The organism is Dyella marensis, assembly GCF_049532885.1.
GTDB lineage: Bacteria > Pseudomonadota > Gammaproteobacteria > Xanthomonadales > Rhodanobacteraceae > Dyella_D > Dyella_D marensis.
Window position 1 is genome coordinate 601,326 of record NZ_CP064029.1, and the last position, 18,137, is coordinate 619,462.

The 18,137-nt window shown below is 65.8% G+C and carries 24 protein-coding genes, 1 tRNA gene and 1 other RNA gene; 13 read left to right on the forward strand and 13 right to left on the reverse strand.

Annotated features, from left to right (window positions below; all coding sequences use genetic code 11):
• Window positions 1-146: 146 nt before the first annotated feature.
• The 3 genes from ISN75_RS02605 to ISN75_RS02615 form a co-directional block, all read right to left on the reverse strand.
• Window positions 147-614 (reverse strand): DUF6941 family protein, encoded by a 468-nt coding sequence (locus tag ISN75_RS02605; protein ID WP_343819493.1) that lies wholly within the window; start codon window positions 612-614, stop codon window positions 147-149.
• Between the two features lie 5 nt (window positions 615-619).
• On the reverse strand, window positions 620-1,084 hold the full coding sequence (locus ISN75_RS02610) for a helix-turn-helix transcriptional regulator (RefSeq protein WP_343819492.1): 465 nt from the start codon (window positions 1,082-1,084) through the stop codon (window positions 620-622).
• Window positions 1,085-1,765: 681 nt separating this feature from the next.
• Window positions 1,766-1,963 (reverse strand): hypothetical protein, encoded by a 198-nt coding sequence (locus ISN75_RS02615; protein WP_343819491.1) that lies wholly within the window; start codon window positions 1,961-1,963, stop codon window positions 1,766-1,768.
• Between the two features lie 191 nt (window positions 1,964-2,154).
• Here ISN75_RS02615 and ISN75_RS02620 point away from each other — a divergent pair, with 191 nt between their 5' ends.
• The 5 genes from ISN75_RS02620 (at window position 2,155) to ISN75_RS02640 (ending at window position 6,480) form a co-directional block, all read left to right on the forward strand.
• The gene (locus ISN75_RS02620; RefSeq protein WP_343819489.1) at window positions 2,155-2,751 is read left to right on the forward strand and encodes an aminodeoxychorismate/anthranilate synthase component II; all 597 of its coding nucleotides are present in this window, start codon (window positions 2,155-2,157) and stop codon (window positions 2,749-2,751) included.
• Window positions 2,748-3,806, forward strand: a complete 1,059-nt coding sequence (gene trpD, locus ISN75_RS02625) for an anthranilate phosphoribosyltransferase (protein WP_208399578.1) — start codon at window positions 2,748-2,750, stop codon at window positions 3,804-3,806. Before ISN75_RS02620 ends, trpD begins: the two co-directional genes overlap by 4 nt.
• 121 nt (window positions 3,807-3,927) lie before the next feature.
• Window positions 3,928-4,722, forward strand: coding sequence for an indole-3-glycerol phosphate synthase TrpC (gene trpC / locus ISN75_RS02630; RefSeq protein ID WP_167252609.1), 795 nt, complete (start codon window positions 3,928-3,930; stop codon window positions 4,720-4,722).
• An 11-nt stretch (window positions 4,723-4,733) separates the two neighbouring features.
• Window positions 4,734-5,432: an HAD family hydrolase gene (locus tag ISN75_RS02635; protein ID WP_168649284.1), complete on the forward strand. Its 699-nt coding sequence runs from the start codon at window positions 4,734-4,736 to the stop codon at window positions 5,430-5,432.
• 79 nt (window positions 5,433-5,511) lie between these two features.
• Window positions 5,512-6,480, forward strand: a complete 969-nt coding sequence (locus ISN75_RS02640) for a helix-turn-helix domain-containing GNAT family N-acetyltransferase (protein WP_343819486.1) — start codon at window positions 5,512-5,514, stop codon at window positions 6,478-6,480.
• A 65-nt stretch (window positions 6,481-6,545) separates the two neighbouring features.
• Here ISN75_RS02640 and crp read toward each other — a convergent pair whose 3' ends face one another.
• Window positions 6,546-7,160 (reverse strand): cAMP-activated global transcriptional regulator CRP, encoded by a 615-nt coding sequence (gene crp, locus ISN75_RS02645; protein ID WP_208399577.1) that lies wholly within the window; start codon window positions 7,158-7,160, stop codon window positions 6,546-6,548.
• 374 nt (window positions 7,161-7,534) lie between these two features.
• Here crp and speD point away from each other — a divergent pair, with 374 nt between their 5' ends.
• The gene (gene speD / locus ISN75_RS02650) at window positions 7,535-8,320 is read left to right on the forward strand and encodes an adenosylmethionine decarboxylase (RefSeq protein ID WP_026633844.1); all 786 of its coding nucleotides are present in this window, start codon (window positions 7,535-7,537) and stop codon (window positions 8,318-8,320) included.
• Window positions 8,321-8,447: 127 nt separating this feature from the next.
• On the opposite strand, the gene coq7 is transcribed toward speD, so the two are convergent.
• Together coq7 and ISN75_RS02660 are read right to left on the reverse strand one after the other, a co-directional pair.
• Window positions 8,448-9,089: a 2-polyprenyl-3-methyl-6-methoxy-1,4-benzoquinone monooxygenase gene (coq7, locus tag ISN75_RS02655; protein ID WP_343819483.1), complete on the reverse strand. Its 642-nt coding sequence runs from the start codon at window positions 9,087-9,089 to the stop codon at window positions 8,448-8,450.
• Window positions 9,090-9,103: 14 nt separating this feature from the next.
• Window positions 9,104-10,306 (reverse strand): (Fe-S)-binding protein, encoded by a 1,203-nt coding sequence (locus ISN75_RS02660; protein ID WP_343819482.1) that lies wholly within the window; start codon window positions 10,304-10,306, stop codon window positions 9,104-9,106.
• A 130-nt stretch (window positions 10,307-10,436) separates the two neighbouring features.
• Here ISN75_RS02660 and rplM point away from each other — a divergent pair, with 130 nt between their 5' ends.
• The 5 genes from rplM (at window position 10,437) to ISN75_RS02685 (ending at window position 13,258) form a co-directional block, all read left to right on the forward strand.
• Window positions 10,437-10,865 (forward strand): 50S ribosomal protein L13, encoded by a 429-nt coding sequence (rplM, locus tag ISN75_RS02665; RefSeq protein ID WP_167252604.1) that lies wholly within the window; start codon window positions 10,437-10,439, stop codon window positions 10,863-10,865.
• 9 nt (window positions 10,866-10,874) lie between these two features.
• Window positions 10,875-11,267, forward strand: a complete 393-nt coding sequence (rpsI, locus tag ISN75_RS02670; RefSeq protein WP_167252603.1) for a 30S ribosomal protein S9 — start codon at window positions 10,875-10,877, stop codon at window positions 11,265-11,267.
• A gap of 69 nt (window positions 11,268-11,336) precedes the next feature.
• Window positions 11,337-11,410: transfer RNA gene (locus ISN75_RS02675), tRNA-Gln, on the forward strand.
• Window positions 11,411-11,922: 512 nt separating this feature from the next.
• Complete coding sequence (locus ISN75_RS02680) at window positions 11,923-12,801, forward strand: hypothetical protein (protein ID WP_167252602.1); 879 nt, start codon at window positions 11,923-11,925, stop codon at window positions 12,799-12,801.
• Between the two features lie 178 nt (window positions 12,802-12,979).
• The gene (locus tag ISN75_RS02685; protein ID WP_167252601.1) at window positions 12,980-13,258 is read left to right on the forward strand and encodes a hypothetical protein; all 279 of its coding nucleotides are present in this window, start codon (window positions 12,980-12,982) and stop codon (window positions 13,256-13,258) included.
• 46 nt (window positions 13,259-13,304) lie between these two features.
• On the opposite strand, the gene rpiA is transcribed toward ISN75_RS02685, so the two are convergent.
• From rpiA to ISN75_RS02715, 6 genes are all read right to left on the reverse strand, one after another.
• Window positions 13,305-13,940: a ribose-5-phosphate isomerase RpiA gene (rpiA, locus tag ISN75_RS02690; RefSeq protein ID WP_167252600.1), complete on the reverse strand. Its 636-nt coding sequence runs from the start codon at window positions 13,938-13,940 to the stop codon at window positions 13,305-13,307.
• A 23-nt stretch (window positions 13,941-13,963) separates the two neighbouring features.
• Complete coding sequence (locus ISN75_RS02695; protein WP_167252599.1) at window positions 13,964-14,416, reverse strand: EVE domain-containing protein; 453 nt, start codon at window positions 14,414-14,416, stop codon at window positions 13,964-13,966.
• Complete coding sequence (locus ISN75_RS02700) at window positions 14,413-15,036, reverse strand: 5-formyltetrahydrofolate cyclo-ligase (RefSeq protein WP_168647996.1); 624 nt, start codon at window positions 15,034-15,036, stop codon at window positions 14,413-14,415. Before ISN75_RS02700 ends, ISN75_RS02695 begins: the two co-directional genes overlap by 4 nt.
• A gap of 103 nt (window positions 15,037-15,139) precedes the next feature.
• Window positions 15,140-15,326: non-coding RNA, 6S RNA (gene ssrS, locus ISN75_RS02705), on the reverse strand.
• Between the two features lie 7 nt (window positions 15,327-15,333).
• The gene (locus tag ISN75_RS02710; protein ID WP_167252597.1) at window positions 15,334-15,639 is read right to left on the reverse strand and encodes a cell division protein ZapA; all 306 of its coding nucleotides are present in this window, start codon (window positions 15,637-15,639) and stop codon (window positions 15,334-15,336) included.
• An 8-nt stretch (window positions 15,640-15,647) separates the two neighbouring features.
• A complete protein-coding gene (locus tag ISN75_RS02715; protein ID WP_167252596.1) occupies window positions 15,648-15,881 on the reverse strand; it encodes a TIGR02449 family protein in 234 nt (77 codons plus the stop codon).
• A gap of 102 nt (window positions 15,882-15,983) precedes the next feature.
• On the opposite strand from ISN75_RS02715, the gene ISN75_RS02720 reads away from it, so the two are divergent.
• Together ISN75_RS02720 and ISN75_RS02725 are read left to right on the forward strand one after the other, a co-directional pair.
• Window positions 15,984-16,553 carry a UPF0149 family protein gene (locus ISN75_RS02720; RefSeq protein ID WP_167252595.1) on the forward strand — a complete coding sequence of 190 codons (570 nt, stop codon included), beginning with the start codon at window positions 15,984-15,986 and terminating at the stop codon, window positions 16,551-16,553.
• Complete coding sequence (locus tag ISN75_RS02725; RefSeq protein ID WP_343819479.1) at window positions 16,508-17,860, forward strand: aminopeptidase P N-terminal domain-containing protein; 1,353 nt, start codon at window positions 16,508-16,510, stop codon at window positions 17,858-17,860. Before ISN75_RS02720 ends, ISN75_RS02725 begins: the two co-directional genes overlap by 46 nt.
• 141 nt (window positions 17,861-18,001) lie before the next feature.
• Here the strand turns inward: ISN75_RS02725 and cydX are convergent, their stop codons facing one another.
• Window positions 18,002-18,133, reverse strand: coding sequence for a cytochrome bd-I oxidase subunit CydX (gene cydX, locus ISN75_RS02730; RefSeq protein ID WP_167252593.1), 132 nt, complete (start codon window positions 18,131-18,133; stop codon window positions 18,002-18,004).
• Window positions 18,134-18,137 lie beyond the last annotated feature (4 nt).

Below are 18,137 nucleotides of genomic sequence, written 5' to 3' on the forward strand. Positions count from 1 at the left end.
GTGTTTTTACCTGGTGCCCCAGTCCCTACTTTCCCGTTCAACATGGGACGTCCATGCGATGGGTGGTGTGTCGCCAATTCCTCGATCCTCTCCAACATCGCCTCGTGCCCTGGCACCGACGACGCTATTCTGTTGCCTGAAGTCCTTCAGGCTTTCGAAACTGCCGGATCCTGGGGTGACTGGAGAGCTGCCTGACGAACAAATAGGCCGTTCGAAAGCAATTCTTCTCCGTCCGCAAACGCATGAACACGAATGACCCCTTTCTTGGTCACAGGCAACGGGCTGAAGAGAAAGACGGCTTTATTCATCCGGCCGCGAAATGGGAGGCCATCCTCATTGTGCGTAGCCAATTTTTCTCCAACTCCCGGCGACAAATCGGCTTCAGCGGCATCAAGAACTTGATCTTCAAATCGAACTTCAATTCTCAATCGATGAATTGGTTTCGAGATTGGCGCTATGGTGACGACCACGATGCCTAGTTTGGGAAGAAGGGTAGGGATATTTTGTACAAGCATCTCATTGTCATAAACGCCAATGAGAGAGATCTTGTTGCCCGCCTCAAACCTGATGTCATCGCAGAATGTTGCATAGACCGATCGTGTATCAACGGACATCTCACTCACCGACCATGTTGGTTGCTAAGCGCCGTGTCGATCGTATTCATATCAACGTCAAGCACTGACGCTAGGCGCCTTCCGATGTCCCACGTAATATTCTCAGCCCCAGACTCAATCCTTGAAATATAGGGCTGGGTAGAATTCATCAGCTGAGCCATGCGTGTTTGTGACAACCCTTTTGCCAGTCGAAGAGTTCGTAACGTTACGGGGGCATTGGCATAGAGCTGTTCATGCACCCACTGCGTCGCTTCCGACTGCTCATCTTCGGTGACGCCGAGTGATGCCATAAGATCATCACCCGAGACGAATCCATCCTTCTCTCGGATGCGGCCGCTCAAGTGCACAGCGCGAGCGATGATCAACTCGCAAACCGACGACACGGCGGCATGATTACTCCCAGCCATCTTCACGGAGAGACTGGTAGCGGGCGATAATCCGTTGCGTGGTTGGGTGCCCAGGGTCGTCATATCCAACGCTCCGATGTATGACTGCTAGAACGATGATGGTCTCTGCCTGGGGAAACCAGGCATAGATGATTCGGTACTGAAGTCCGACCCGTGTGAGGTCGAGAATTTTTAGACGCCATGCGTCAATGCCCTGGTCCTGCAGCGTGCGATAAGAATCGACATTGAAATCCAAGTTGGAAGCTGTCGATGACGCATCTCCATGGACGATAAAGCGGTCAGCAAGTGAAGGATCATCCTGAGCTTCACGCAGTAAAGCAGCCACTTTTGTGACAACGCTTCGGGCTGAGACTTCGCCTGATTGCGCGATGGCTCGAAGATCCTCTACGACCTCCGAACTTATCTTAAGGTGCGCCACTATATCTTCCAAGATATATGGGTGCAACGATGGAATTCTCAATCCACAACATTCAGCATCCCCCTTCGTCCTAAAGAGAAAATCTTTATATATCAATGCCTTGGTTGGCGTCCCGGTCAGTCCGTGAAACCGACATAATCCGTTCGGCTGACCTTACCTGATCGTTCGATAGATTCAGATAGGTGGCCCGATCATTCACTGCGGCGAAGTGCCATACCCCGCAGGGGTGCCCACGGTAGTGCGGAAGGGGCTGGCGGCCATCCTAGTACCCAGCGGCCTAGCCTAAGCTCCATGCTGGGCTGCTCAAGCTGGCGGTCGTCTTTATCTCAGTGCGCGACGCGCTTGTACGCGACCGCCCAGCCCGGCCAATCGGACGTTGCGAACTGGCCATCTCCTGTGACGTGCTCCTTCTCCCAGATTTTCAACTCGGCGCGCTCCGCTTCGGTCAGGGAGATTGAGGCAATCATTTGCAGCTCAACGCTAGCCATGTACTGGTCCTGCTTCTTTTTAGATGCGCGTGCCATCTTCTATCACCCTTAGCGCAGTCACCTAGATCCAAGTTTAGCCGCCGCCGCAACGGGCCGTGGCAGGCTATTCTGTTGCACTGCATCGCTTTCTGCAGCCGCTCAGCGCACCAATAAGCGGGTATGAAAGCGGGTACGAAACGGCACGATGGCTGCCATATCACCAAATAAATCATGGATTTATACTGTTTATGTTGCTGATGATCGACAACTACGACAGCTTCACCTTCAACCTCGTCCAGTACCTGGGCGAGCTGGGACAGGAAGTGAAGGTGGTGCGCAACGACGCTCTCGACGTGGCCGGCATCCGCGCGCTGCGGCCCTCGCACATCATGATCTCGCCCGGCCCGGGCACGCCGGACGACGCGGGCGTGTCGCTGGACGTGCTGCGGCAGCTGGCGGGGGAAGTGCCGGTGTTCGGGGTATGCCTTGGGCACCAGGCCATCGGCCAGGCCTTCGGCGGCAAGGTGATCCGCGCCAAGCAGATCATGCACGGCAAGACCTCGCCGGTGCGCCATCGCGGCCGCGGCGTGTTCGCCGGGCTGCCGGACCCGTTCGAGGCCACGCGCTACCACTCGCTGGTGGTGGAGCAGGGCTCGCTGCCGGACTGCCTGGAAGTCACCGCCTGGACCGAGCATGCGGACGGTTCGATCGACGAGATCATGGGCCTGCGCCACAAGACCCTGCAGATCGAGGGCGTGCAGTTCCACCCCGAATCCATCCTTACCCAGCACGGCCACGACCTGCTGCGCAACTTCCTCGGCCTGCCGCTGAAGCTCGCCGCATGAACGGTGCCGGGCGCAGCATCACCATCACCCCGCAGGAAGCGCTGCAGCGAACCATCGAGCACCGCGAGATCTTCCACGACGAGATGATCGAGCTGATGCGCCAGATCATGCGCGGCGAAGTCAGCCCGCTGATGACCGCGGCGATCATCACCGGCCTGCGCGTGAAGAAGGAAACCATCGGCGAGATCACCGGCGCCGCTCGCGTGATGCGCGAGCTGGCGGCGAAGGTGGACGCCGCGCCGCATCCGCATTTCGTCGACATCGTCGGCACCGGCGGCGACGGCGCCTCCAGTTTCAATATCTCCACCGCGTCGATGTTCGTCGCGGCGGCGGCGGGTGCGCGCGTGGCCAAGCATGGCGGGCGCAGCGTGTCGTCCAAATCGGGCAGCGCGGACGTGCTCGAGGCGCTCGGCGCGGCGATCGACCTGCCGCCGGCGCAGGTGGCGCAGTGCATGGGCGAGACCGACATCGGCTTCATGTTCGCGCCCAACCATCATCCGGCCATGAAGGTGGTGGCGCCGGTGCGCAAGGAAATGGGCGTGCGCACCCTGTTCAATATCCTGGGGCCGCTGACCAATCCGGCCGGTGCGCAGAATATTCTGATGGGGGTGTTCCACCCCGACCTGGTCGGCATCCAGGTGCGCGTGCTGCAGCAGCTGGGCGCCAGGCATGCGCTGGTGGTGTGGGGCCGCGACGGCATGGACGAGATCTCGCTGGGCGCCGCCACCCTGGTCGGCGAGCTGCGCGATGGCGAAGTGCGCGAGTACGAGGTGGAGCCGGAGGACTTCGGCCTGGCCATGGCCTCAAGCCGCAACCTGCGCGTGGAGAACGCGGCCGAGTCGCGCGCCATGCTGCTGGAGGCGCTGGAAGGGCGCCGCGGCGTGCCGCACGACATCGTCTGCCTCAATGCCGGCGCGGCGCTGTATGCGGCCGATGTCGCGACTTCGATCGCCGCGGGTATCGAATTGGCGCGCGCGACCATTGCCAGCGGCGCGGCTCGTGCAAAAATGGACGCTTTCGTGGCTACCACCCGAAGGCTTGCGGCAGCGTCGTAAGCCCAAGGTAGGCCAATCGCCCTAGGCATTCGGTCCGCGCGCGGCGCGGCCGAAGCTTGTGTAACCTTGGGCCGCGCACCGCGCGTTTCCCCGACCCACGCTGACGCATCCAGGCCGACCCATGACCGACATCCTGCAACGCATCCTGACGCGCAAGACGGAGGAGATCGCCGAGCGCAGCGCACGGCTGCCGCTGGCCGAGCTCAAGGCGCGCCTGGCCGATGCCACCGAGACGCGTCCGTTCGCCGATGCCGTCGAGGCCAAGATCGAAGCCGACCTGCCGGCGGTGATCGCCGAAGTGAAGAAGGCCAGCCCCAGCAAGGGCGTGATCCGCGCCGACTTCGACCCGGCCTCGATCGCGCGCAGCTACGAGCTCGCCGGCGCGGCCTGCCTGTCGGTGCTGACCGACAAGGACTTCTTCCAGGGCAGCGAGGAGTTCCTGCGCCAGGCGCGCGAGGCCTGCTCGCTGCCGGTGCTGCGCAAGGATTTCGTGATCCATCCCTACCAGGTGTACGAGGCCCGTGCGATCGGCGCCGACTGCATCCTGCTGATCGTCGCGGCGCTGGAGGATTCCGAGCTGGAGGATCTTTCGATGCAGGCCGCCGAGCTGGACATGGACGTGCTGTGCGAAGTGCACGACGCCGAGGAACTGGAGCGCGCCCAGGCGCTGCCGGTGCGCCTGATCGGCGTGAACAACCGCAACCTGCGCACCTTCGAGACCACGCTGGATACCTCGATCGAGCTGCGCGAGCTGATGGACTACAACCGCATCCTGGTCGCCGAGTCGGGCATCCACACGCCCGACGACGTCGAGCGCCTGCGCGATGCCGGCATCCATGCGTTCCTGGTCGGCGAAGCGTTCATGCGCGCGCAGGACCCGGGCGCCGAACTCAAGCGGCTGTTCGCCGCGCAGTAGGGCCGACGACGTTGACAGGGGAAACCTCCACCTCGCCGGAGACGGCGGGCGACGCGGCCGTGGCGCCGCGCACCGTGCTGTTCGATTTCGACGGCGTGCTGTTCCAGGGCGACAGCTTCCGCGTGTTCATCACAGAGCGCTACGCGCGCGCGCCGCTGCGCAAGCTGCTGGCCTGCGCCAATCTGCCGTGGATGCTGCTGGTGTGGCCGCTGTCCTGGCGCACGGTGGTGCGCAGCCTGGTGCATATCGGCCTGCTCGGCGTCGGCGAGCGCCGCTACACCGCCGAGGCGCAGGCCTTCGCCGCCGCGCTGGTGCGCCGGCCCAGGCAGTTCTACCGCGACGGCCTGCAGGCGCTGCGCCGGCACCAGGCCGCGGGCGACCGGGTGATCGTGGTGACCGGCTGCGAGCGCACGGTGGCGCGCGGCATCCTCGACCAGCTCGGGCTGGACGGGCTGGAGCTGCTGGCCTCGGAGTTCAAGCCGGGACCGTTCGGCATGCGCGTGAAATTCCACAACGTGGGCCGGCGCAAGCTGGAGCGCCTCGCCGCGCACGGCGTGCGCGAATGGCAGCTGGCCTACAGCGATTCGCTGGCCGATATCCCCATGCTCAAGGGCGCCGGGGAGGCGGTGCTGGTCAATGGCACGCCCAAGGTGTGCAAGCGGCTGGAGAAGGTGCTGGGCCGTTCGGTGACGCGGGTGGAGTGGTTCTGAGACCGCGGCGGGAGGCCTTGTCGACGGCCTTCCAAGTGATTATGTTAGCGCTTACATATCACCGCCGGTCCCATTCCCCATGTACCTGTCCACCCTCGCCGAGCTGGCGCTCGGCAGCCGCCTGAAGGCGCTCAGCGACCAGTTCTATGCCGCGGCCGACGAGGTCTACCGCGCCTGCGGCGCCTCCATCGAATCGCGCTGGTTCCCGGTGCTGCGCTATCTGTGGGAGAGCGGCCCCGGCACCGTGGGCGAAGTGGCGGCGGCGATCGGCCAGACCCATTCGGCGGTCAGCCAATTGGTGGACAAGCTGGACGCCGCCGGCATGGTCCGCCGCGAGCGCGACCCGCAGGACGGCCGCCGCAGCATCCTGGTGCTGACCGGCGAGGCGCGCCAGGCGCTGGGCGCGCTGGGGCCGGTCTGGCAGGCGATCCGCCGCGGCGTCACCGCCTCGCTGGGCGAGCAGGGCGAGCGGCTGCTGGCGGCGCTGGCGGCTTGCGAGGAGGCGCTGAAGGAGCGCCCGATCGTGCCGGCCATCCTGGCCGAGCACTCGGCCCTGCTGGCCCAGCCGCTGGAGATCGTGCCCTACGCGCCGGCCCTGGCCGCGGATTTCTACCGCCTCAACGTGCAGTGGCTGGAGCGCTATTTCCGGGTGGAGGAGATTGACCGCCAGATGCTCAGCGACCCCGAGCGCTATGTGCTGGCGCCCGGCGGCGCCCTGCTGTTCGCCCGCATGGGCGGGCAGGCCATCGGCACCTGCGCCCTGCTGCACGAGTCGCCTGGCGTGTACGAGCTGTCGAAGATGAGCGTGGACGAGAGCTTCCAGGGCCTGGGCGCCGGGCGGAAGCTGCTGGATGCGGCCATCGCCGAATTCCACCGCCGCGGCGGGCGCGAGCTGTTCCTGGAATCCAACAGCAGGCTGCGCACGGCCCTGCGCATGTACGAGCAGGCCGGTTTCGAGCTGCAGCCGTCCACCCGCGCCGGTTCGCATTACGAGCGGGCCGACGTGTACATGATCTACCGGGCGCCCGCCGAGCGCCTGGCCGGTTGAGCCGTCCCTGAAACGAACGAACCCGGCCGGGGCCGGGTTCGTCGGGATCGGACGGGGCGGAGCGCTCAGCGGGTGCCGCGCACCACGATGGTCTTGCCGGCCACGTCGATCATGCCCTGCTCCTCCAGCTGCTTGAGCACGCGGCCCACCATCTCGCGCGAGCAGCCCACGATGCGGCTGACTTCCTGGCGGGAGATGCGGATCTGGGTGCCGTCCGGGTGGCTCATGGCGTCCGGTTCCTGGCACAGGTCCAGCAGGGTGCGGGAGATGCGGTTGGTCACGTCCATGAAGGCCATGCGGCTGACCTGGCGGGAGGTGCGCAGCAGGCGATGGGTGAGCTGGGAACCGATCGCGAACAGGATCTTCGGGCATTCCTCGCGCAGCGGGCCTTCCATCAGGTGGAACAGGCGCTCGTAGCTGATTTCGGCCATTTCGCAGGGGGTGCGGGTGCGCACCATCGACTCGCGCTGGGCCTGCTCCACGAACAGCCCCATTTCGCCGATGAACTGGCCGCGGCTGAGGTAGGCCAGGATCAGTTCGCGGCCCTGCTCGTCCTCGGTGCAGACCGCCAGCGAGCCGTCGACGATGTAATACAAGGTGTTGGCCGGGTCGCCCGGCCGGATGATCGCCGTCTTGCCGGGATAGCGGCGACGGTGGCAAAGGGCCAGGAAGCGCTCCATCGACGCCGGGTCGGGGGCGAAGCTGGCAGGGGCCTGGGAGCGTTCAAAAGCTTGTTGGAGTTGGTATTTGAGTTGCGCCACGATCTATCCCAGCTTGGAGGGCGGCAGCCGCCAGGCCCCTGAGGGCGGCGGCTGGACTTCGGTTCGTTCTTCTGTTGACCCCGCGGCATTATGGCAAACCAGCGCAGCCTGCCAAGGTTCAGTTTCTCCCTATTTTGTCGCATACTTCACGGTCTTTCGGTCACGGCGTTGTCGCCGCCCGGTCACAAGGGTCGCGGAGGCTTACGTCTTCGCGTCGTTTTTCTTTTTCTGCGGGGACCCTTGTCGCTAACCCGCCTCTACTGCTGGCCGCCCCCCGGCCATGGAGAGTCGCCGTGGTGAAACCCCTCCCGCGCCTGCGCCTGCAGGGCTTCAACAACCTGACCAAGGCCCTGAGCTTCAACATCTACGACATCTGCTACGCGGTGTCGGAAGAACAGCGCCAGCGCTACATCGAATACATCGACGAGCAGTACGACGCCGACCGCCTTACCCAGATCCTCACGGACGTGGCGGAGATCATCGGCGCCAACATCCTCAACATCGCCCGCCAGGACTACGACCCGCAGGGTGCGTCCGTGACCATCCTCATCTCCGAGGAGCCGGTGGTGGAGAAGCTCGGCCGCGACACCATTTCCGGTGCCGTGGTGGCGCACATGGACAAGAGCCACATCACCGTCCACACCTATCCGGAAACGCATCCGCACAACGGCATCGCCACCTTCCGCGCGGACATCGACGTGGCCACCTGCGGCGTGATCTCGCCGCTGAAGGCCCTGAACTACCTGATCGACAGCTTCGAGTCGGACATCGTGATCGCCGACTACCGCGTGCGCGGCTTCACCCGCGACGTGAAGGGCAAGAAGCACTTCATCGACCACAAGATCAACTCGGTGCAGGACTACCTGGCCAAGCACATCCGCCAGAAGTACGAGATGTTCGACGTCAACGTGTACCAGGAAAACATGTTCCACACGAAGATGCACATCAAGGACTTCGACCTCGACACCTACCTGTTCGAGGCGCATGCGGACGATCTGTCGTTCAAGGAGCGCCAGCGCATCGAGTCGCTGTTGCGGCGCGAGATCGAAGAGCTGTTCCACGGGCGCAACCTGATGTGACGTGCATGAAAAACCCGCCGGAAGGCGGGTTTTTCTTTTGAGCGTGGCACCCGCCGGAAGGCGGGTTTTTCTTTTGAGCGTGGCACCCGCCGGAAGGCGGGTTTTTCTTTTGCGGGTTTCGGCGGCCTCAGATCCGGTACGCCACCTTCTTCATCACCATCGAACTCAGATGCATCAGCCCGGGCAGCGGGAATGGCAGCTCGATGCCGCCGCGTTCCTTCGCCTGCTCCGCATGGCGCACTTCGTCTTCCTGCATCTGTGCGAGCACGGCGCGCGAGCGCTGGTCCTGCGCCGGCAGCGTTTCCAGGTGTTCCTCCAGGTGCGCTTCCACCTGCCGCTCGGTTTCCACCACGAAGCCCAGGCTCACCGGATCGCCCGCCAGCGCGGCCAGGGCGCCGATCGCGTAGCTGCCGGCGTACCACAGCGGATTGAGCAGGCTGGGGCGGCTGTCCAGTTCCTTCAGGCGCTCGGCGCACCAGGCGAGGTGGTCGGTTTCCTCGGCGGCGGCATGCAGCAGGTGCTCGCGGTTCTGCTCGCTGCGGGCGAGCGCGGCCTGGCCGTCGTACAGCGCCTGCGCGCAGACCTCGCCGGTGTGGTTGATGCGCATCAGGCCGGCGGCGTGGCGGCGCTCGGCGTCGTCCAGCTCGGCCTCGCCGATACCGGCGGAAGGCGAGGGGCGGGCGGCTTCGGGGCTGCCACCCACGGTTTCCAGGGCGCGTTCCAGGCCGACCAGCAGGCGGTCGAGCGACGACAGGGTGCGGACATTCATGGCGGCCTCCATCTCTAAGTTTCCAGCTGCTGCGCCAGCAGGACCAGCGGGTGCTGGTGCGGCCACTGCCGCGCGTCCTGCATGCCTGCGGCGAGATGCAGGCGACAGCCGATATTGGACGACAACAGCCGCTGCGGCGCCAACGCGGCGACCTGCCGCAGGGCGTCTTCGCGCAGGCGGGCGGCGCGTTCGGGGAATTCCAGCATGTGCGTGCCGGCGGCGCCGCAGCAGTGCGGGGGCTTGGGCAGCGGGGCGACGTCGAGTCCGGGCACGCGGCGCAGCAGCCGCAGCAGCGCATCGTCGCTGCGGGCGACATTGGTCTGCGTGCAGGGCAGATGGACGGCGACGCGCGCCTGCAGCGGGCGGAACGACAGGCGTTCGGCGCGTGCTGCCAGCAGTGCCACGGGATCGGCCACGCGCACGCCGGGCAGGGCGTGGCGCAGCGTGCCGATGCAGCCAGGAGTAATCGTCACCAGGTGGGCCGCCTTCGCGCTCCGCCAGGCGGCGTCGACCTGCGCGGCCGCACGCTTGGCGTTGGCCGTGTCGCCGCCGTGCAGATCCATGGCGCCGCAGCAGAAGGCGGGAAGCTCGACGATGCGATAGCCGGCGGCGCGCAGCAGCGTGAGTGCGGCGCGCTGCGCGTCGGCGTCCTCGACGCTGGCGATGCAGCCGGGAAAGAGGGCGATGGTGTCGGCATCCGGGGGAGCATCGGACGCGGGCTGCGGGATATAGGGCGCCGGCAGCGGGGTGCGCGGCCACAGCGCCAGGGCGCTGCGCAGCGCGGACTTCTCGGGCAGGCTTTTCGCCACCAGCGATTTCCAGCCGGCGAAGCCCACTCCGCCGAGGACCTGCCGCAGGCGCCGCCAACGCATTGGCTGACGGATAAGTCCGATTTCCCGCTCCGGCCGCCCCGGGGCCGGCCCCAGCAACGCCCGCGTCTCCACCAGCAATTCGCCATAGCGGACGTTGGCCGGGCAGACCTTCTCGCAGCCCATGCAGCCCAGGCAGTGATCCAGGTGCTCGCGCAGCTCCTCGGTGGATTCCGCCTGGCCGCGGGCGAGCGCGGCGGCGATGGCGATGCGCCCGCGCGGCGACTCGGCCTCATTGCGATCCAGCGCATACGTGGGGCAGACGGGCAGGCACAGGCCGCACTGCACGCACTGGTCGGCCAGTGCGGCAATGCGTGTAGGGGGCTTTTCTTCGGACCGGTTCATCATGCTATTATTGCCAGCTCGCAGCCCGCCGACGGTGGGCTTGCGCGATCGATGCAAGCTCCGCTATCATCTCGCGCCTTTGCACCGCCGATTATGCCAACCGCCCATGTGGCGGCAGACTAGGTATTCCGAAATGAAAACGTTCAGCGCCAAGCCGGAAAGCGTCAAGCGCGATTGGTTCGTGATCGACGCGACTGACAAGACGCTCGGTCGTCTCTCGACCGAGATCGCTCGTCGCCTGCGCGGCAAGCACAAGCCGGAGTTCACCCCGCACGTCGATACCGGCGACTACATCGTCGTGATCAACGCCGAGAAGGTGCACGTCACCGGCGCCAAGCTGGACGACAAGATGTACCACCGCTTCACCGGCTACGTCGGCAACCTGAAGACCACCAGTCTGAAGGACATGCTGGCCAGCCACCCCGAGCGCGTCATCGAGATCGCCGTGAAGGGCATGCTGCCGAAGAACCCGCTGGGCCGCGCCATGTACCGCAAGCTCAAGGTCTACGGCGGCGCCGAGCATCCGCATACCGCACAGCAGCCGCAGGCGCTGGAAATCTAAGGAACCAACATGGCGATCCAGCAGAATTACGGCACCGGCCGCCGCAAGACCTCCGCCGCCCGCGTGTTCCTGCGCAAGGGCAAGGGCGACATTGTCGTCAACGGCAAGCCGCTTGATCAGTTCTTCGGTCGCGAGACCTCGCGCATGATCGTGCGCCAGCCGCTCGAACTGATCGAAGCCACCGACAAGTTCGACGTGCTCGTCACCGTCGCCGGCGGCGGCATCACCGGCCAGGCCGGTGCGATCCGCCTGGGCATCGCCCGCGCGCTGATCGAGTACGACGAAAGCCTGAAGACCCAGCTGCGCAAGGCCGGCTTCGTGACCCGCGACGCCCGTGAGGTCGAGCGTAAGAAGGTCGGTCTGCACAAGGCACGTCGCGCTACCCAGTTCTCGAAGCGCTAATTCCCTTCGGGGGTTTCGTTTCAACGATGCAGCGCATGCAGGTCAGAGCGCGCCGCATCGGCAGAATGTTGGGAGATCGTCTAACGGTAGGACAACGGACTCTGACTCCGTTTATCTAGGTTCGAATCCTAGTCTCCCAGCCAAAAATGAAGAACCCGCCCTCGTGGCGGGTTTTTCATTTTTGATCTGCGGAGCACAGGAGGCGAACCACGTTCGACAAATTCGTCAGGAACGAATTTGGACAGCGCGCAGCGCTGGCCCCGGAGCGCGTAGCGCGGAGGGGCGAGCCCCATGGATGGGGCTCGCAATCCTAGTCTCCCAGCCAAAAATGAAGAACCCGCCCTTGTGGCGGGTTTTTCATTTTTGGTCTGCGGAGCACAGGAGGCGAACCACGTTCGACAAATTCGTCGGGAACGAATTTGGACAGCGCGCAGCGCTGGCCCCGGAGCGCGTAGCGCGGAGGGGCGAGCCCCATGGATGGGGCTCGCAATCCTAGTCTCCCAGCCAAAAATGAAGAACCCGCCCTCGTGGCGGGTTTTTCATTTTTGGTCTGCGGAGCACGCCCGGAAGTCCAGGTAACCTTTTTGCGCGCCCATACCCTTGACAGCCCGCCTGCCCAGGCACAGCCTGCTCCAGTCCTGTCAGGGGGTGAGTCATGGGCAAGGTCAAGACGCAGCCGCGAAAGAGCGCGGCCGGCAAGAGTGCGACCGACAAGAAGCACAAGGTCATTCCTCCCAAGAAGCTGATCGATGCGCACAAGGCGCCGGATCTGCGCCGTTCGACGCGGCGCCTCGAGAAAATGCCGGAGGCGGCCTATCGCGCGGCGATCGACTTGGGCAACCGGCAGCCCACCATCAACATGCATGGCGGCGTGGGCATTCCCGGTCCGCGAACCAAGGCAGCCGTAACGAAACTGACCAGGCTCGATTTCGCCAAACTCGATACCGAGCTGCCCGCCATCTTGAAGATGTCGCAGCAGGTTCGCGGGAACAAGAACATCACCGCGGTCCGCAAGAAGGTAAAGCCGGTCAATCGCCAGGTCGTCTACCGCGAGGGCGCGTCCGACGTCCATTCGCTGCACGTCGCCAATGACATCGCCGCGGTGTCCAATAGCCGCACCAGCAAGGTCTACGACTATCCGGATCTCGCCCCCAAGCTCGACAAGCGCTTGCAGAGCAATGGCAAAGCCAAGGGCAAGACCTACTTCGACAGCAAGATCAAAGCGGCCGACCGCCGCTCCCGCGTCACCCAAGGCCTGCAGCACCTGATTGCCGGGCATAACGACAAGGCCCAGGAATCGTTCGACAACGCCGGACTCACCGCCAAGGGCCTCAAGTGGGTGCACAAGATGGGCACGCTGATGCTTGCCGAGCGCGGCAGGGAATTGCACGGCGGCGGCGGTGCCGACAGCAGCAAGGTGAGCGGCGCGCTGGAGCACGTCAAGGGTGGCCGCAACTTCGAGGATGTCTTCGTCAAGAATGCCGCCACGCTGGCGCCGTTCGCGCTGCGCGGCGGGGCCAAGACCCTGAAGTAGACGGAGCGGGCAACCGCGTATTGCGCCTCCGAATTCCTCGCCCGCGCCGTGCGCTGACGCACATATCCAGCAGCCACGCCCGGCAATAAGCCCTATCGCCCCTGGCTAGCTGCGAGGCCGGCACGCCGGATGTAGCTTCCCTGCCCGCACCGCGCATTGGGCGCGAAAGGAGGCGACGATGGCTACGCAGAAGAGGCAGGCCCTGACCCTGGAAGGGCTGGTGGAGAAATACGGTGTCGCCGCACTGGCGGCGCTGCGCAATCCCGCGCTGTGGGATGTGATCGTGCCGATGGGCGGTCCAACCAAGAACGGTGCGCTCACCGCTGCCGCGAAAAAACAGCTGCAGAGCGAATTGAATGCGGTCTACGGTGCCTTGCTCGACAACGCCAAGGCCGGCGACGCCGTATCCGGCGCATTCGCCGCGCACGTGGCCATCAGCAAGGCGGCGATCCACTGAAAGGCGCAACCGCGTCCGCGCTTGCGGACGCGGTTCGCCGAGCGGCTTACATCTCGCGGTCGCCGATCAGCACCACGTCCGCCGCGCGCTGCGCGAACAGGCCCACGGTGACGATGCCGGGAATCTGGTTGAGCTCTTTCTCCAGCGCCACCGGGTCGGCGATCTGCCAGCCGTGCACGTCGATCACCCAGTTGCCGTTGTCGGTGACCACGCCGTCGCGCCACACCGGGTTGCCGCCGCGCTTGACGATCTCGCGGCCGACCAGGCTGCGCGCCATCGGGATCACCTCGATCGGCAGCGGGAACTTGCCCAGCAGTTCCACGCGCTTGCTGGAATCGATGATGCACACGAACTTCGCGCTGGCCGCGGCGATGATCTTCTCGCGCGTCAGCGCGGCGCCGCCGCCCTTGATCAGGCGCTTGTAGGGGTCGCATTCGTCGGCGCCGTCGACGTAGATCGACAGCGGGCCGGTGGCGTTGAGGTCGAGCACCGGGATGCCGAGGCGCTTGAGCTGCGCGGTCGACTGCTCGGAGCTGGACACCGCGCCCTGGATGCGGTCCTTCAGGTCCGCCAGCGCGTCGATGAAGAACGCCACGGTGGAGCCGGTGCCGACGCCGACGATGCCGCCTTCCTCGACGTAGCGGATGGCGGCTTCGCCCGCCAGGCGTTTTTCGTTGCTCATGATGCAGTCCGGACAGTAGGGAATTATTCGAGCGTGAGGATGTGGCGCCACTCGGCGGCGGCCACCGGCATCACCGACAGGCGGTTGCCCTTGCGCACCAGCGGCATCTCCGCCAGGGCCGGGTCGGCCTGCAGTTCCTTCAGCGAGATGGTGCGCTTGAGCTTCTTCACGAACTTCACCTCGACCAGCATCCAGCGCGGGTTGTCGCGCGAACTGCCGGGGTCGAAGTAGTTGCTCTTGGGGTCGAACTGGGTCGGGTCCGGATAGGCCTCGGTCACCACTTCGGCCACGCCGACGATGCCCGGCTCGGCGCAGTTGGAGTGGTAGAAGAACACCTTGTCGCCCTTGCGCATGCCGTCGCGCATGTAATTGCGCGCCTGGTAGTTGCGCACGCCGTCCCAGGCCTCCTTGCCCTTGCGCTTGAGGTCGTCGATGGAAAAGGCGTCCGGCTCGGACTTCATCAGCCAGTGGTTCATGCGTGGGCGTCTCCGTTGCCGGCCGCGTCGGCGTGGCAATCGATCAGTTCCTGCTCGGTCGCGATGTAGTCCAGCTGCACGTCCCAGGCGGCCGGCTCGATCGCGGGCAGTTCCTGGAAGGCGTAGCCGATGCCGACCAGCAGCGGTTCGGTGGGGCGCGCCTGGTCCTTGAGGAAGGCGAAGCCGCGGTCGTAATAGCCGCCGCCGTAGCCCAGGCGGTTGCCGAGCCGGTCGAAGGCGAGCAGGGGCAGCAGCACCAGATCGAGCTGGAAGGGCTCGAACAGCTCGGCGGGGTCCACGGGTTCGGGAATGCCGTAGCGGTTCGGCTGCACGTCCTGGCCGGCGCTCCACGGCGCGAAGCGCAGGCGCTTGCCGGGGCCGATCACCGGCAGCATGAACTGCTGGCCGCGCGTGGCCAGGGGCGGGATCGCCAGGTTCAGCGGCAGCTCGCCGTTGGTGGCCCAGTAGCCGGCCACGCGGACGTCGGTGTGGTATTCGGGCAGCTGCTCCAGGCTGCGGCGCAGCCCCTGGGCGGCGGCCATGCGCTGGGGCGGGGAGAGCTCCCGGCGGCGTTCGGCCAGCCGTTGGCGTAGCTCGCGGCGCTGGGCGGTGGCGTCCACGTCGAGGTCTCCTCAAGAGAACGCCCGCAGCGCAAGCGCTGCGGGCGGTTTCCGCGGGCCCGGCCGATGTCGGAACAAGCTCGGCCGTAGCGGTAAAAAGGTGGCGTCCACCGCGGTGCCGCTGCCCACCAAACGACCTTGATCCACGATGGATCAGGTGGGAGGGCTACATGGCCTCAAGGCTTTCCGCACGCAGCGGACATGCACAACAGCCGATGAAAAGCCGACCCGGGGCCGTATTTAGGAACAAGGCAAATGTAAGAGTGTGCTGGCGCACACCGCAGTAAACGCCGAGGACTATTTTAGTTGCCCGTCGAGGGCCGCTTCAAGCTTGCGCCGCATCGCGGCAAGTGTATCGCCCACGCTCTGGTCAGCTCCGCTATGGGTTTTGCGCAGGGCCAGGAACTCGTGGGTGATGCTGATCGCCGCCAGCACGGCCAGGCGGTCGAAGCCCGGGGTCTTGGCGTTGGCGCGCAGCTCGCGCATCTTGCGGTCCAGGTAGGCGGCCGATTCCAGCAGGCCCTCCCGTTCCTCCGGCGCGCAGGCGATCAGGAATTCGCGATCGATCAGCCGCAGCGCGACGGGTTCACTGGAGTTCGTCATCTGGGTGCTCAGCCGTTGTTCTCAAGTGCCTTGAGGCGCTGGATCATCGCTTCGACGCGACTGCGCGCCTGCTCGTTGCGGGCCATCAGGCCGGCTCGCTCGCTGGCCAGCTGTTCCTGGCTGTGGCGCAGGCTGCGGTTTTCCTCGGCCAGGCGGCGCACCGCGTCCAGCAGGCGGTCGACCTGCTCGCCTAGCGCGGCAAGTTCCTGCTTGACCGGATCGTTGAACGGGGCGGTGCTCATGCGCGGAACTATAGCAGGAGGCCCGGCCGTGTCAGCTGCCACTCCCGGCGCATTTCCGGAGGCTGCATTAAACTGCCGTCTTGACCCCGAAGGAGTACTTCCATGGCGCCTGCCGAGCTGATCGGTCACGAGGAACTGGACGGCGTCGCGGCGCGCCTGAAACTGGCCGTCGACGCCAGCGAACTGCACGGTTCGCTCTGCGGCTATCTCAGCGGCGGCGGCCGCGTCGGCAAGGATGCGCTGCTGGCCGTGTTGCAGCTCGATGGCGGCGAACAGGTCAGCCCCTCGGCCAACGACCGCGCCCTGCTCGAACAGCTGGTGCGCCAGAGCGAACAGGAACTGGCCGACCCGGAACTGGGCTTCGAGCCGCTGCTCCCCGCCGACGACCGCCCGCTGGAAGAACGCGCCGACTCGCTGGGCGACTGGTGCCGCGGCTTCCTCGGCGGCTTCGGCCTGGCCGGGCCGGAGAAGTTCGGCAAGCTGTCCGACGAAGCGCAGGAGATCCTGCGCGACCTGAACACCATCGCCGCTTCCGAATTCGAATTCGGCGACAGCCGCGACGACGAGGACGCGCTGATCGAACTGCACGAATTCGTGCGCGTCGCCGCCATGCTGCTGCACGCCGAATGCGTGGGCGGCCGCAACAAGCCCAACAGCGACACCGTGCATTGAGCATCGCGCAGGACGAATACGCCCGCCGCCGCCGGCAGCTGATGAAGATGGCCGGCGAGGACGCGGTGCTGCTGGTCGCCGCCGCGCCCGAACGCATCCGCAACGCCGACGCCGCCTGGCCCTACCGCCAGGACTCCGACCTGCATTACCTCTCGGGCTTCCCCGAGCCGGACGCCGTGCTGGCCCTGCTGCCCGGCCGCCTGCACGGCGAGGCGGTGCTGTTCTGCCGCGAGCGCGACGACGAGCGCGAGCGCTGGCACGGCGAATCGATCGGCACCGAGCGCGCCGTGTCCGAGCACGGCATGGACGACGCCTTCCCGATCGACGACATCGACGACATCCTGCCCGGCATGATCGAAGGCCGCGGCCGCGTGTATTGCCACTTCGGCCGCGAGCCGGAATTCGACGCCCGCCTGCTCGGCTGGATGCGCCGCCTGCGCCAGCTGCGCGGCGGCGGCGTGGTGCCGAAGGAATTCGTGGCGCTGGGCCATCTGCTGCACGACCTGCGCCTGTACAAGTCGCGCGCCGAACTGCGCCTGATGCGCAGCTCCGCCGCCATTGCCGCCGAGGCGCATCTTTCGGCCATGCGCATGGCGCAGCCGGGCCGGCACGAATACGAAGTGGAAGCCGAGCTGGTGCGCACCATGCGCAGCCGCGGCGCGGTGCCGGCCTTCCCGCCGATCGTGGCCTCCGGCGCCAACGCCTGCGTCATGCACTACCAGGCCAACCGCGCGCCGCTGCGCGACGGCGACCTGCTGCTGATCGACGCCGGCGCGGAACTGGACTGCTACGCCTCGGACATCAGCCGCAGCTTCCCCGTCAACGGCCGCTACAGCCGCGAACAGCGCGCGCTTTACGAGGTGGTACTGGCCGCGCAGCAGGCCGCCATCGACGAGGTGCGGCCCGGCCGCCCGTTCAGCGCCGCGCACGAGGCGGCCGTGTATCTGCTCGCCGAAGGCCTGTGTTCGCTGGGCCTGCTGCAGGGCGACGCCGAAACCGCCATCGCCGAAGGCAGCTACAAGCGTTTCTTCCCCGCCAAGACCGGCCACTGGCTGGGCCTGGACGTGCACGACGTGGGCGATTACCGCATCGACGGCGAGCCGCGCATCCTGGAGCCGGGCATGGTGGTGACGGTGGAGCCGGGCCTCTACGTGCCGCCCGGCGAGCGCTCGGTGCACGAGCGCTGGCGCGGCATCGGCATCCGCATCGAGGACGACGTGGCGGTGACCCGCGACGGCAACGAAGTGCTTACCGCCGCGGTGCCGAAGGAAGCGGAGGCGATTGAAGCGATGCTCGCGGAACGTTAGCTCGTCATCCCGGCGCAGGCCGGGATCCAGTAGCGATAAGTTCCATAAGAGCAAACACACCCCAAAGCCCGGCTCTTGAGTCTCCGGCGACCACCGAACGATGACGCCACTGGATCCCGGCCTGCGCCGGGATGACGAGCTTTAATGTTCCGGCGGATTTGTGTCCTCGCGCTGCCGCGCTTCATCCGACGCATGCACCTCGTACCACATCGCATTGAGGATGCCGAAGGCGCAGGCCAGGCCCAGGCCGAGAATCCAGCTGAAATACCACATGGTC